Source organism: Lysinibacillus sp. UGB7 (assembly GCF_049058285.1).
Taxonomy (GTDB): domain Bacteria; phylum Bacillota; class Bacilli; order Bacillales_A; family Planococcaceae; genus Lysinibacillus; species Lysinibacillus sphaericus_B.
Genome location: NZ_JBMGUV010000045.1, coordinates 1 through 13223, shown reverse-complemented (window position 1 = coordinate 13223; position 13223 = coordinate 1). Strand labels below are relative to the sequence as shown.

The window sequence follows — 13223 nt, the reverse complement described above, 5'->3', positions numbered from 1 at the left end:
TTTGAGCTATAACTAAGTCGTAATATGGTAAAGTTTTAGCGGTAATTTATGGGAAGTTTTAGAAAAGAAGGACGAGGCTAGGGGTCTTGGCTTATAATTGACATATAGTTTATCTGCTACGCTGAGGTGTGTATCGAATCTAAAGTAAATTCCGGGCATAGAGAAGTGGTGATTAGTTGGAATTAGCAGTAGATGAGTTAAATAAAACGATCCTGGAAATGCGCACGAAAGGGCTTTTGACAGAAGCCTTAGTGCTTGCTGAGCAAGGATTATTGGTCGCATTAGAGAACGGCAATTATAGGCATGGATTGGATTTATACTATCAAAAAATATTAATTCATCATGCTTTTGGTGACACATTAAGCATGGTGAAGCTAATTCAAGAATACGAAGCATGTTGTCAAAAGTATGGCACCACAAAAGACATCATGCATTTTTACCTTGTGATGTCCTTAATATATGATTTGGTTGGCGTCAGAGAAAAGACGGTAGAAATGACCAAAAAATCAATTGCGTATGCAACGGAGCTCAAGGATAGTATCATTCTTGTACGCTGTTATAGTAACCTATGTTATCTTGAAGTGGAAAAGGGAAGTTATGCGGAAGCTATGCAAGCGGGATTATTAGCAAAAGAATACAATAAAGTGCTTGTTAAGACACAGCCAGAGTTGGCGAAATTACATGAAATTCGCATCAATAACAATATAGCGGACGTTTATATACTAGAAGGGGAATTTGAGACTGCCCAAGCTTTGCTAGATAGTACGTTAAATTCAGAGCTTGTACAGAATCATAAACGTGAAAAGGTAGCCGCTTTGTTTGGTTACGGTTTTTTATATGAAAAACAGCAAAAACTTGATGAGGCAGTGACATATTATAAGCAGGCGATAGACCTTGCACAATCTTATGGAGATAATCCCATTAAAAAGAAAGTAATGCGCATGCTTTTAAATGTACTCTATGAATTGGATTGTCGTGATGAAATTTTTGAAGTGCAGCGAGCTTATATCGAGCTTACGGAAAAAATGAGTGCAGATAATTTGCTACAACAGGTGATGTATTTAGAATTTAATCAACAAAAGGAAAAGCTTGAGAAAAAGGCTCTATATGATCCGCTGACAGGTGTACTAAACCGTCACTTTATAGACTCAGACCTAAAGGAATGGATGCGGAGAGCGCAAAATTGTCAACTTTTCGTGGGAGTCATTGTGCTCGATATAGACTATTTTAAAACGTACAATGATCGACATGGTCACTTATTTGGCGATATGATTTTACAGCTACTTGCTGGGGGCCTAAGAGAATTTTTACGTAAACAGGACGCCGAAATTATTCGCTATGGTGGTGATGAATTCATCATCTGCGTTCGCAACAAAGACGGGGTGTCCATAAACAAGCTTGTGATGGATTTGCACGCTTACATTTTGACACTAACGCTTGCACACGAAAATGATAATTATCCAATCAAGGTTAGTATGGGTGCCTGTATTAATGATCAAAAAAATTATGACTTTAAAAAACTATTTGAGCAGGCCGATCGTAGCTTATATAGAGCTAAAAATGATGGACGTGCGAACTATGTTATTAGTGAGCTCTAATAATATTCATTTGACTGCTGGTTATTTATGTTAAGTTCCTATTTGCAAAGGTGAATAGGAATTTTTCATGTGTAAGGGCTGTCTTTTTTCGTGAAAAAGAAAAAAATGAAATTCATTGCTCGAATCATTTGAAAACGTTGGTCTATCAACGTACAATATATGAAATTAGGAAACACGACAGCGTAAAATTGGTGTATAATGTTGTGGTATGAGGAAAGAAAGCAGGTTGACAAAAATGGTAAGCAAAATGAAAGTAAATGCAGTTATAGAAACGCACAAACATCATGCACTCTTAGTGAGGAATATACTAGGTGTGGGACATAAGGTGAATACATGAAAAACTGGCTGATTTTCATTTCTGTCTTTATGGTTTCCTTGTCACTTGTTATAAGTATTTTAGTACTCTGGAAAGCCGAGGCTCCGTTCCGGTCAATTGAAGAGCAGGCTGAACAGTTGGCACTCGATGCCAAAGCCCTTGCAGTTGTTTCGGAGTCCTACACATATAATGGCAAAAATTCGTATGTCACTGTGTTCGGGGTAGACGAATATGGTGAAAAAAAAGCTGTCTTTGTTCCGACGAATCTAGAAGAAGATTCAATTCAGGAAGTGTTTTTGAAAGATGGTATTACGGAAAAGCAAGCATTATCGGTTTTTAAAAATGAAGGAAATGTACAAAAGGTTCTACATATGAAATTAGGCTATGAAGAGCCCGGGGTTGTTTGGGAGATTACGTACGTCAACGATCACGATAATCTTAACTATGTCTATATTTTGTTTGAGAACGGCGACTGGGTGAAGCGCATCAAGAACTTATAAGAGGAGTAGATTCCGAATGAAAAAACTATTAGCAAACCGTGTAAATACTTTAACGCCATCTTCAACTTTAGCAATTACTGCGAAAGCTAAAGAATTAAAAGAACAAGGCATCGACGTTATTGGCTTAGGCGCTGGTGAACCAGATTTCAACACACCACGCAATATTTTAGATGCTGCTATTGATTCAATGGAAAAGGGCTTGACAAAATATACACCAGCTGGCGGTCTTCCGGTGCTTAAAAAAGCGATCATTGACAAACTACAACGCGACAACAGCCTTACATACAAACCGAACGAAGTCATCGTAGGCGTTGGTGCAAAACATATTCTGTACACTTTGTTCCAAGTTATTTTAAACGAAGGCGATGAAGTTATTATCCCAATTCCATACTGGGTTTCTTACCCTGAGCAAGTCAAATTAGCAGGCGGTGTACCAGTTTATGTTGAAGGTACTCGTGAACAAGGCTATAAAATTACTGCAGCTCAATTACGTGCGGCTGTAACAGATAAAACAAAAGCGGTCATCATTAACTCACCAAGCAATCCATCTGGTATGATTTATTCACGTGAAGAGCTAGCAGAATTAGCTGCTGTTGCAGAAGAAAAAGATATTTTAATCGTGTCAGATGAAATTTATGAGAAGCTTGTATACAATGGTATAGAGCATTTTTCTATTGCTGAAGTTTCTGATGCAGTGAAAGCACGTACAATCGTAGTAAACGGTGTAGCAAAATCACACTCTATGACAGGGTGGCGTATCGGGTATGCAGCAGGTGATGCAGACATTATTAAACCAATGACTGACCTTGCTTCGCATTCTACTTCAAACGCAACAACAACTGCACAATATGCAACTGTGGAAGCTTATAATGGACCTCAGGACACGGTGGAAGAAATGCGTCAAGCATTCGAAGCACGTCTTGAGAAGATCTATCCACAGCTTAGTGCAATTCCTGGCTTCAATGTCTTAAAGCCACAAGGAGCGTTCTACTTATTACCAGATGTAGCAGAAGCTATGGCTCATACTGGCTATGATTCAGTAGATGCATTCGCTGCGGATATTTTAACAGAAGCAAACGTAGCGGTAATTCCAGGCTCTGGTTTTGGTGCACCAACTACAATGCGATTATCTTATGCTACATCTTTAGAATTATTAGAAGAGGCAGTCCGTCGAATTGATGCATTTGTAAAATCAAAATGGCAAGACTAATCCTTCTAACCAACTTTGGAGGATACCTATGAAAAAAATTATGATTCAGGATATGCCACAGCATATCGGCGAAACAGTCAAGCTAGGTGCTTGGTTATCTAACAAACGATCAAGTGGGAAAATTGCTTTCCTACAATTACGCGATGGCTCAGGCTTTGTACAGGGCGTAGTTGTCAAGGAAGAGGTAGGCGAAGAACTTTTTGCGATAGCAAAAGGAATGACACAAGAAACGTCGATGTACATTACGGGTGAGGTTAAAGCAGATGAGCGTTCAAGCTTTGGCTGTGAGCTTGTTGTAACAGGCATTGAAGTTTTGCATGCGGCTACCGATTTCCCAATCACGCCAAAAGAGCACGGTCCGGAGTTTTTAATGGATAACCGTCACTTGTGGTTACGTTCTCGTAAGCAACATGCAGTGATGAAAATCCGTAACGAAATCATTCGTGCAACATACGAATTTTTCAACAACAATGGCTTCACAAAAATGGACCCACCAATTTTGACAGGCTCAGCTCCTGAAGGTACTTCTGAGCTCTTTGCTACAAAGTATTTCGATGAAGATGCATACCTATCTCAATCGGGTCAGCTTTATATGGAAGCGGCTGCGATGGCGTTAGGAAAAGTATTCTCATTCGGTCCTACGTTCCGTGCTGAAAAGTCTAAAACACGTCGCCACTTAATTGAGTTTTGGATGATCGAGCCGGAAATGGCGTTTGTGGAATTTGAAGAAAACTTAGAAGTACAAGAGCAATACGTTGAACATATTGTGCAATCTGTTCTGGCAAACTGCAAATTAGAATTAGAGCGACTTGGCCGTGATACATCAACACTTGAAAATATCAAAGCGCCTTTCCCTCGTATTTCTTATGATGATGCCATTAAGCTATTACATGAACAAGGTTTTGACGATATTGAATGGGGTGATGACTTTGGTGCACCACATGAAACAGCCATTGCCAATTCTTTTGACAAACCTGTATTCATCACATGCTACCCAGTAGGCATCAAACCGTTCTATATGCAGCCACACCCAGAGCGTGACGACGTCGTATTATGTGCAGATTTAATCGCACCTGAAGGCTACGGTGAAATCATCGGCGGTTCAGAGCGTATCCATGATTACGATTTATTAAAATCTCGACTTGAAGAACATAATTTATCATTAGATGCTTATGCTTGGTACTTAGAGCTTCGTAAACAAGGTTCTGTGCCACACTCAGGCTTTGGTCTAGGATTAGAAAGAACAGTGGCATGGATTTCAGGTACAGAGCATATCCGTGAAACAATTCCATTCCCACGTTTATTAAACCGTTTATATCCATAACCGTTTGGTAACAAACTTAAAACAATTAAAAAGTCGCGTAGTGAAATTTCTACGCGGCTTTTCTACTTAACTAGAAAGAAGGAGTCATGTCTACATGAGCACAAATAATAATCGACTCCGTACGTGGACTGAGCAGAGAACGATTCAAATTCCTCAGCTATTTTTTCAGTTTTATAAGGAGTTAAACATAGAGGATGAAGAGGCCCTGATTGTGGTGCATTTACTTGCTTTTCATATCGAGGGCAATGAATTTCCTACACCCAATGATTTGATGAGCCGCCTAACAATGCCTAGTGATGCCATTTCATCACGCCTACAGCGCTTGATGCAGAAGGGCTTCCTCGAAATTACACGTGATGTTGATGCAGGTGGCAAAATATACGAAAAATATTCTGTTTACCCACTGTGGGAGCGCATCATGCAAATCATTGAAATGAAGGAACAAAAAAAATCGGCAACTACCCTTCGACAAGAAGAAGGCGAATTATTCCGTTTGTTTGAAGAGGAAATGGGGCGTCTTTTATCTCCTTTAGAGCTTGAAAAAATCGGTTTTTGGCTAGATGAAGATAAACACAGCCCAGCACTTATTAAAGAGGCGCTCAAAGAAGCTGTGTTTGCTGGCAAACTGAGTATTCGCTATATTGACCGTATTTTATTGGAGTGGAAAAAGAAAAATATTATCACACCTCAGGCAGCGCAAAAGCAAGGTGAACAGTTCCGTGAAAAGCAGAGTTTTAACAGACCACCAGCCCGTACAACACAGAAAGAAACCCAGTCGACAAACAAAGTAGCTTTTTATAATTGGTTAGAAGAAAGAGAATAGGGGGGCTTCGAGGCATGTTAACGAAAAAACAATGGGAGCATTGTCTAGCAGAGATGGACCGAATGTTTCCCGATGCACATTGTGAGCTTGTTCATGACAATCCATTTGAGCTAACAATTGCTACATTATTATCCGCACAGTGTACGGATGTGCTCGTCAATAAAGTAACGAAAACATTATTTCAAAAATATAAAAAACCAGAGGATTATTTAGCCGTACCTTTAGAGGAGCTGCAGCAGGATATTCGTTCCATCGGCTTATATCGTAATAAGGCAAAGAATATTCAAGCACTATGTGAACGCTTGCTTGTTGAATACGGTGGGGAAATTCCTGCAAGCCGAGAAGCATTAGTGACATTGCCTGGAGTAGGACGTAAAACAGCCAATGTTGTGTTATCTGTTGCCTTCGATGTCCCTGCACTCGCTGTGGATACGCATGTAGAGCGTGTTTCTAAGCGATTAGGATTATGCCGCTGGAAGGATTCCGTGCTAGAGGTGGAGGAAACCATCATGAAAAAAACGCCTATGGATAAATGGTCGAAAACCCATCATCAGCTTATTTTCTTTGGTCGTTATCATTGTAAAGCACAAAATCCAGGCTGCCATACATGCCCGTTACTGGGGGATTGCCGGGAAGGACAAAAACGTTTGAAAAAAGGGCTGGTGAAGGAAGCATGAATGTAGAGGCAATAGCAAAGGATAAAATCGATACATGGTTTACTGAGTGGACGGAGCTAGAAGGCCGAATACATGGTGCGCATGATTCCCGTAACGGCTCAGCACAGGGCTTGATGGAGCAAGGGATTGCTTTGTTTCAGCGTTTAGTGCAGGAAGCCGGTGAAGAAGTCATGCCGATAAATGGCATGGAGCGCTTAGCCTTTATCCAAGCAAAACCAGGCCAATACGCATGTTATCGGCAATTAGACGAATTATTTAAAGAAACAAAAAAACGAACAGCCCGCTTACGGCTACAGGCAGCAAAAGGTTAGTGTAGACGGATAAAAGTGATAGAGTGGCAGATAGAAGTCTCGAAATGACGGATAGAAGTGTCAAAGTGACGGATAAAACGCGCCGAGTGACGGATAGAACCAAACAACCCAAACAAACCGAACAACTCCATAGCATGAAAAAAAGCAGAGAAGCGTATGAGCTTCTCTGCTTTTTATATTATTCAGTGCTTTCGTCTTCACCATCGGGCGCTGTAGGTTCGGTTGGCGGTGTAGGTGGTTGACCACCGTTATTGTTGCCGTTATTGCCATTTCCGTTCCCATTCCCGTTGCCGTTATTGCCGTTATTGCCATTATTCCCGCCGTTATTGCCGTTGTTTCCATCGTTGCCGTTGCCATTGCCATTATTGTCACCTTGATCTGGTGGCGTTGGGTTCTCGATGTCTGGTTCGTCTGGATTTTCAGTCTCTAAATCCTCTTCAGGCATACTTGTCACTTGGAAGGATGTGGTACCGGGCTCACTTTGTGTACCATCAAAAATGGCTACTACAGAAATGACGTAATTGCCATCAGCTAATGTGTTGCTGACTGTTAAACCTTTACTCTCAGTAGCACCAAGATCAAATGTTTCTCCACCTTCCAGTGTGGCAGTTACTTTAAATGTAGTCGGCAGTGGCTCGTTTGTTTCTGGATCTAACAATGCGTCATGTTCCCAGCCGATATTGATAGATTGACCACCCAAGTCTAAGCTTGCACTTACATTGTAAGGTGTTGATAGTTCAGGTGCCTCGTATTCATTCGAAACCACTGTAGGTTCAGTACCTCGAACGAATAATTCCGTTTGACGTAGTTCATTCGGTGTGAAGTCACTCGCTAATTTTAGTGGGTTTGAGCCAACTTCAATTGTCGCTTCTACTACAGAGCTCGGTTTCGTGAAACGAGCTGTCTCAACATTTGCTGAAAGGTCTTTCATAATATTTTTAAATAACTCTTGTGGTAATCGACGTTCATCCCATGTCGTAATTGGATCAGAACGTTTTTCATAACCACTCCAAATAGCGATAGAGTAATTGGTTGTGTACCCTGCAAACCAAGAATCCGGCACGCTCGTATTTGGTAAATTATATTTGTTAAATTCATCGTTAGAATAGTTTGTTGTACCTGTTTTACCAGCAATATCTAAGCCTGGAACATTGGCAGCTTTACCTGAAGCATCAGGCTTGTTGCCCACAACGTCACGTAGCATATCAGTGACCATATAAGCTGTATAATCACTCATTGCAACTTTCGGTTCCGGTGTATAGTTTTTCGAAGTTTTGCCATCACGGTAAACAATTTTTGTAATCGCGTAAGGGTCTGTATACACACCGTTATTGCCAAATGCTGCATAAGAGGCTGCCATTTGGATAGGGGACATGGTAATATCACCACCACCGATTGCATCGGCCTCATAAACATTTTTGGCATCGATACCTAAGCGACCGATAAATTCTTTCGCCTTATCTGCGCCTACTTCTTGCAATGTTTTTACTGCGGGCACGTTACGAGAAGCATATAAAGCCTTACGTGCCGTCATTGTACCCATATATTTGCCATCCCAGTTCGTGATGGTTTGTTTTGTACCTGTATAATTCATGCGCTCATCGACAAGCGTTTGACCTGTTGACCATTTTAAATATTCGATTGCAGGACCGTAATCAAGGAGTGGCTTCATCGTAGAACCTGGATGATTCATTGTTAAGTCATCTGCAAAGTTGAAACCACGTTCAGCACCGTAGTTACGTCCACCGCCAACTGCTTGAATTTGACCAGTTTTTGTGTCAACGACAGCTATACCTGACTCAATGTTTTCGGTAGGGAAGTTAGCGTCATCATTCATAATGTTTTCTACTGTTTGCTGTGCATTCGGGTCAAGTGTTGTATAAACTTTAATGCCCTCTGCCATGGCAGTGCCATCACCGTTATTCTCAAGTTCATTAATGACGATATCTAAGAAGGCATCATATTTAGAGCCTGCAAATGATTGGCGTGTTGCATCATCAGCTAGACCGGCTGTCACTTCCACTGCTTTGGCTTCGTCCATCTCAGCCTTTGTAATTTTACCGTGTTGTAACATTAAACCTAACACTATATTACGACGTTTCTCAGCAAGTTCTGGATTTTTCAATGGATTGTAGGCATTTGGACGTTGCACCATACCTGCAAGTAATGCTTCTTCATCTAGCGATAATTCACTTAGCTCTTTACCATAAAAATATTGGGATGCTGTTCCAAAGCCGTAGATACGACCAGACATCAGCATTTTGTTAAAGTACATTTCAAAAATTTCTTCTTTTGAATATTTACGCTCAAGCTGGAAGGCAAGCCAAGCTTCTTGAGCCTTACGTTTTAATTTTTTCTCGTTTTGTAAAAATGAGTTTTTGACAACTTGTTGTGTTAATGTCGATGCACCTTGTGCGCCAAAGCCATCACGGAAGTTGGCAAGAATGGCCCCACCGAGACGATAAAAATCCATCCCATGATGTTGGAAGAAGCGAACATCTTCTGTGGCAAGAATGGCATTGACCATATCCTCAGGAATATCTTTATATTTTACATATTTTCGGTTTTCTGCACCGATTGTCGCAAAAATTTCACCGTTTTTATCGTAGAATTCGGAAGAAACCGGGTCCTTCAATAATTCTTCATTTAGTTCAGGTGCGGTGCTGGCGTAATAGGCAAATAATCCGGCGCCCCCGATAAATCCTACAACTCCAATGGCTACCAAGGTTAGGAAAATGCGCTTGAACCAGGTTTTCACCGATGATGTTGATGTTGATTTTGGTGCTTTCTTTTTATTTTTTTGAGAGCGAGCTTTTTGATGCTCACCGCGTGTTTGACGACGTTCAGTCATTCTACTATCTCCTCACTTTCAAAGCCATGACTTTTTGCACCGATGAGCTGCTGGAGAACGGGTAAATAATCGATACGTGGATAATAGCTTGTTGGAATTTCATAGGCTACTTTTTCGATTGTCGAAAAGGGTATCGATTTGCGTTCACCATTGGCCATCGCTTGCCAGGCCTTTTGTAAAACTTCGTATGGCACCATAAAGTAACGTTCAAAAGCTGAAAAACGAATAATTATAAATGCCACACCATTTTGTTCCGTCACTTGCTGCATATGAGTCATTTGATGTGTGTGAATATTTTTTAATGGAAAACTGGATTTTGAGGCAGTTTCCTTTGCATCAAAATCAATATAATGCCCATTCCAGACACCATTATAGTCTGTTGTAGAGGGCGTTCGAAAATAAGCTTCTTTAATAACTGCAGCGCTTCGCGATGGATACTCTACTTTGACGATTTGTACGGGAACAGGTTTCTTGTGAATGATGGCAAGCCGCCTTTCTAAATAATAGTCGTTTGCTTCATTAATTTCATCCTCTAGTGTCTTACCTCGATTACTATAGGAGAAATCTTTCGTTTTTCCCTGTTTCTCTACTTTAGTGACAGATGAAGCAGGGGTATACAATTTCCCATTTGGATAACGAATAGTCATTTAGATCACCCTCTATAATACTGCTATTATACACAATAGTTTACCATGATTCAGTAGAAGTTCTCCACTGCTGTTAATATAGAGGATGAAGCTGTTTTTACATGCCAATTAGTGGTCAATCAGCCATCAATTACATAAAGAAGGCTGCGTGTCAGAATGTGAAGCCCTGTGGAAAAATCTCTGTGTAGTGGCTTCCGCTATAGAAGGTAAAATCGCCGTTAGAAGTCGAAAATGCGCTTTGTATAGTAGCTAATTTTCGCTAATATATCCGTCAACATTTCCGATAAATCTCCAGTTTCATCGGTGGAGAACCATGCAATTGCCCTGTAGAATTGGTACTATTTTGAAGCAAAGTTTTTCATTGTCATTGATCGTTAAAAATATTTATCGAAATACTTCTTCTTTCAGCTAACTTACGCTTATTTTGTCACGCATGAAGGTAATTTTATACATGCGAGGAATACATAAGTATAGTAAAAGGAGGCGTTGTATTGAATAAGATAAAACAATTAGTTGCGCAGCTGGATCTAGTCAATCAATTACTTTTAACGAGAGTGTCATTGGAAAACAATGCACATAGCCTGCAATTTTTTATGCAGCTCAAATCTGTAAGCCAGAAAGTAAGCTTAGCAGAAAAGAACTGGCAAGTAAAGAATGCTTGTTCGCCTATTAGTAGTGAAAACTGATAGACTTTGGTACACTATCCTCATAAGATTAAAATAAATGAGGTGCGAAATTGTTATTGATACAGCAAACTTCCATATTAATAGATGAATGTGACAAATGTGTTTCACGCTTTTGGCAAATGCGTGAGGAGGATCGTGCGCCAGATTTTTTTGCAGAGGTTAAGCCACATGCTGATGAAATCCATCAATTATTGAAGGTTTGGCAGCAGGAAGCAAATGCCTGGATTGAAAAAAATCGGCCTAAATATATGCATACACAACAAATTGCTTCAGCGGTTGAATCGATGGAGCAATTTGTTGTGCAATCCTTTTATAAAGAAACCAGTAAAAAACGTTTTTTAGATGCAACCCATTCAGCTTCCTTCACACTGAAAAATTTTTATCGCTTAGTGAAGGAGGAGCATACAGATGCTATCGAAAAAACGGACCATTAGTGAACTCTTGAACGAATGGCGATATGATGATGAATTAAAAGAGCGTATCATACACTGGCAAACGTTAGAGGGGCGCGATGCAAAACTTGCTCCTTTCCCGGGAAATTTGCATCCTTCACTCGTCAAAGCGTTACATGCTCGTGGCATTCATCAATTGTATACCCATCAGCGTGAGGCATTTGACCTGGCAACGAGTGGGCAATCGTTTACCGCTGTTACACCAACGGCATCAGGTAAATCTTATTGCTATCATTTACCAGTCTTACAAAAGATTTTAGAGGACCGAAATGCACGTGCAATCTATTTGTTTCCGACCAAAGCTTTAGCACAGGATCAGAAAAATGATTTAAATGACTTGATAGAACAAAGCGGAGAGGACATTTTAAGCTACACGTATGATGGGGATACTGCACCTGGTATTCGTCAAAAAGTTCGTAAAGCAGGTCATATCGTAATGACGAATCCGGATATGCTGCATTCAGGTATTTTACCGCACCATACAAAATGGGTGGCACTCTTTGAAAATTTGCAGTATATCGTTATTGATGAGTTGCATACATATAAGGGTGTATTTGGTTCACATGTTGCGCATGTTATTCGAAGACTCAAACGTATTTGTGCATTTTATGGGAGCAATCCTGTCTTTATTTGTACGTCTGCGACCATTAAAAATCCACAAGAGCTAGCAGAAAATTTAACGAATGATACACATAGCTTAATCGCCGATTCTGGAGCACCGGTTGGCAAAAAAACTTTCTTGTTTTACAATCCACCCATTGTCCATAAAACTTTTGGTGTGCGTCGCAGTGCGGTATTGGAAGTAAGTGATGTGGCAAAAAGGCTCTATACAGCAGGCATTCAAACCATCATTTTTGCTAAAAGCCGAGTGCGTGTGGAAATGATTGTTACCTATTTAAAGGAACTGACGCGTGATAAGTTGCTGGATGAATCAGTTCGTGGCTATCGAGGCGGCTATTTACCTTCGGAGCGACGTGTTATTGAACGTGGACTTCGTGATGGGACCATTCAAACCGTAGTTAGTACAAATGCGTTAGAACTAGGGGTAGATATTGGTCAATTACAGGCCTGTATTATGACGGGTTACCCGGGAAATATTGCGAGTGCATGGCAACAAGCGGGACGTGCAGGGCGTCGACAGGATGAGGCGCTCATTATCTATGTGGCACAATCTACAGCACTCGATCAGTATGTCGTGAATCATCCGCTGTTTTTACTTGGCAGTGCACCTGAGGAGGCCCGAATTTATCCTGAAAATATGTTAATTTTGATGGACCATTTAAAATGTGCGGCCTTTGAACTGCCTTTTACCACACAAGATATGTACGGTGAATATGATATTCAAGAATTGCTCGACTATTTGGCGGATGAAGGCATTATCTTTAAAACTAGTGATAAGTGGCATTGGATGAGTGATCGTTTCCCAGCACATGATATTAGTCTTCGTTCGGCCTCGCAGGAAAATGTCGTCATTATTAATTTGACGGTACCTGCTCAGACAAAGGTTATTGGAGAAATGGACCGTCATAGCGCAATGACTTTGCTACATGAAGAAGCCATCTATTTGCATCAAGGGATTCAATTCCAAGTCGAGAAGCTTGATTGGGAGGAAAAGAAAGCGTTTGTGCGTGAGGTCGATGTTGATTACTATACAGATGCTAATCTAGCGGTAGAGATGAAAGTGTTGGAGGAGGATCGTAGCCGCACTTATGGTGGGGGTGCAATTAGTTTCGGTGATGTAGGCTTAGTAGCTCAAGCTACGATTTTTAAAAAAATTCGTTTTGGCACACACGACAACATTGGCTCAGGTCCCATTCATTTACCACCT

12 protein-coding genes are annotated in these 13223 nt (G+C 40.7%); 10 read left to right on the top strand and 2 right to left on the bottom strand.

The features are described from left to right. Nucleotides 1–176: 176 nt before the first annotated feature. From ACOMCU_RS25330 to ACOMCU_RS25300, 7 genes are all read left to right on the top strand, one after another. Nucleotides 177–1598: a tetratricopeptide repeat-containing diguanylate cyclase gene (locus tag ACOMCU_RS25330; RefSeq protein ID WP_010858914.1), complete on the top strand. Its 1422-nt coding sequence runs from the start codon at nucleotides 177–179 to the stop codon at nucleotides 1596–1598. Nucleotides 1599–1931: 333 nt separating this feature from the next. Beyond that, nucleotides 1932–2414 carry a DUF5590 domain-containing protein gene (locus ACOMCU_RS25325; RefSeq protein ID WP_421051872.1) on the top strand — a complete coding sequence of 161 codons (483 nt, stop codon included), beginning with the start codon at nucleotides 1932–1934 and terminating at the stop codon, nucleotides 2412–2414. 16 nt (nucleotides 2415–2430) lie between these two features. Beyond that, complete coding sequence (locus ACOMCU_RS25320; RefSeq protein WP_010858916.1) at nucleotides 2431–3624, top strand: pyridoxal phosphate-dependent aminotransferase; 1194 nt, start codon at nucleotides 2431–2433, stop codon at nucleotides 3622–3624. Nucleotides 3625–3652: 28 nt separating this feature from the next. Then, nucleotides 3653–4948 (top strand): asparagine--tRNA ligase, encoded by a 1296-nt coding sequence (asnS, locus tag ACOMCU_RS25315; RefSeq protein ID WP_010858917.1) that lies wholly within the window; start codon nucleotides 3653–3655, stop codon nucleotides 4946–4948. 94 nt (nucleotides 4949–5042) lie between these two features. Beyond that, complete coding sequence (locus ACOMCU_RS25310) at nucleotides 5043–5771, top strand: DnaD domain-containing protein (RefSeq protein WP_010858918.1); 729 nt, start codon at nucleotides 5043–5045, stop codon at nucleotides 5769–5771. A gap of 14 nt (nucleotides 5772–5785) precedes the next feature. Beyond that, nucleotides 5786–6448, top strand: coding sequence for an endonuclease III (gene nth, locus ACOMCU_RS25305; RefSeq protein ID WP_010858919.1), 663 nt, complete (start codon nucleotides 5786–5788; stop codon nucleotides 6446–6448). Then, nucleotides 6445–6759 (top strand): YpoC family protein, encoded by a 315-nt coding sequence (locus tag ACOMCU_RS25300; protein WP_010858920.1) that lies wholly within the window; start codon nucleotides 6445–6447, stop codon nucleotides 6757–6759. Before nth ends, ACOMCU_RS25300 begins: the two co-directional genes overlap by 4 nt. A gap of 178 nt (nucleotides 6760–6937) precedes the next feature. On the opposite strand, the gene ACOMCU_RS25295 is transcribed toward ACOMCU_RS25300, so the two are convergent. Together ACOMCU_RS25295 and recU are read right to left on the bottom strand one after the other, a co-directional pair. Continuing rightward, nucleotides 6938–9610: a transglycosylase domain-containing protein gene (locus ACOMCU_RS25295; RefSeq protein ID WP_010858921.1), complete on the bottom strand. Its 2673-nt coding sequence runs from the start codon at nucleotides 9608–9610 to the stop codon at nucleotides 6938–6940. Continuing rightward, a complete protein-coding gene (gene recU, locus ACOMCU_RS25290; protein ID WP_010858922.1) occupies nucleotides 9607–10257 on the bottom strand; it encodes a Holliday junction resolvase RecU in 651 nt (216 codons plus the stop codon). The genes ACOMCU_RS25295 and recU overlap by 4 nt, the downstream gene beginning before the upstream one ends. A 491-nt stretch (nucleotides 10258–10748) precedes the next feature. Between recU and ACOMCU_RS25285 the strand changes: the two genes are divergently transcribed. From ACOMCU_RS25285 to ACOMCU_RS25275, 3 genes are all read left to right on the top strand, one after another. Next, entirely contained in the window at nucleotides 10749–10943 is a 195-nt protein-coding gene (locus ACOMCU_RS25285; RefSeq protein ID WP_010858923.1) for a hypothetical protein, read from the top strand. 50 nt (nucleotides 10944–10993) lie between these two features. Further along, nucleotides 10994–11377: a YppE family protein gene (locus ACOMCU_RS25280; protein WP_036130042.1), complete on the top strand. Its 384-nt coding sequence runs from the start codon at nucleotides 10994–10996 to the stop codon at nucleotides 11375–11377. Beyond that, nucleotides 11352–13223: DEAD/DEAH box helicase (locus ACOMCU_RS25275; RefSeq protein WP_421051871.1), on the top strand; the 1872-nt coding region annotated here is incomplete at its 3' end. The genes ACOMCU_RS25280 and ACOMCU_RS25275, both read left to right, overlap by 26 nt.

What these genes read in the sequence shown, in the direction of transcription:
- ACOMCU_RS25325 (WP_421051872.1), top strand. Translation starts at nt 1,932, where the DNA reads ATGAAAAACTGGCTGATTTTCATTTCTGTCTTTATGGTTTCCTTGTCA.
- ACOMCU_RS25320 (WP_010858916.1), top strand. Translation starts at nt 2,431, where the DNA reads ATGAAAAAACTATTAGCAAACCGTGTAAATACTTTAACGCCATCTTCA.
- asnS (WP_010858917.1), top strand. Translation starts at nt 3,653, where the DNA reads ATGAAAAAAATTATGATTCAGGATATGCCACAGCATATCGGCGAAACA.
- ACOMCU_RS25310 (WP_010858918.1), top strand. Translation starts at nt 5,043, where the DNA reads ATGAGCACAAATAATAATCGACTCCGTACGTGGACTGAGCAGAGAACG.
- nth (WP_010858919.1), top strand. Translation starts at nt 5,786, where the DNA reads ATGTTAACGAAAAAACAATGGGAGCATTGTCTAGCAGAGATGGACCGA.
- ACOMCU_RS25300 (WP_010858920.1), top strand. Translation starts at nt 6,445, where the DNA reads ATGAATGTAGAGGCAATAGCAAAGGATAAAATCGATACATGGTTTACT.
- ACOMCU_RS25295 (WP_010858921.1), bottom strand. Translation starts at nt 9,610, where the DNA reads ATGACTGAACGTCGTCAAACACGCGGTGAGCATCAAAAAGCTCGCTCT.
- recU (WP_010858922.1), bottom strand. Translation starts at nt 10,257, where the DNA reads ATGACTATTCGTTATCCAAATGGGAAATTGTATACCCCTGCTTCATCT.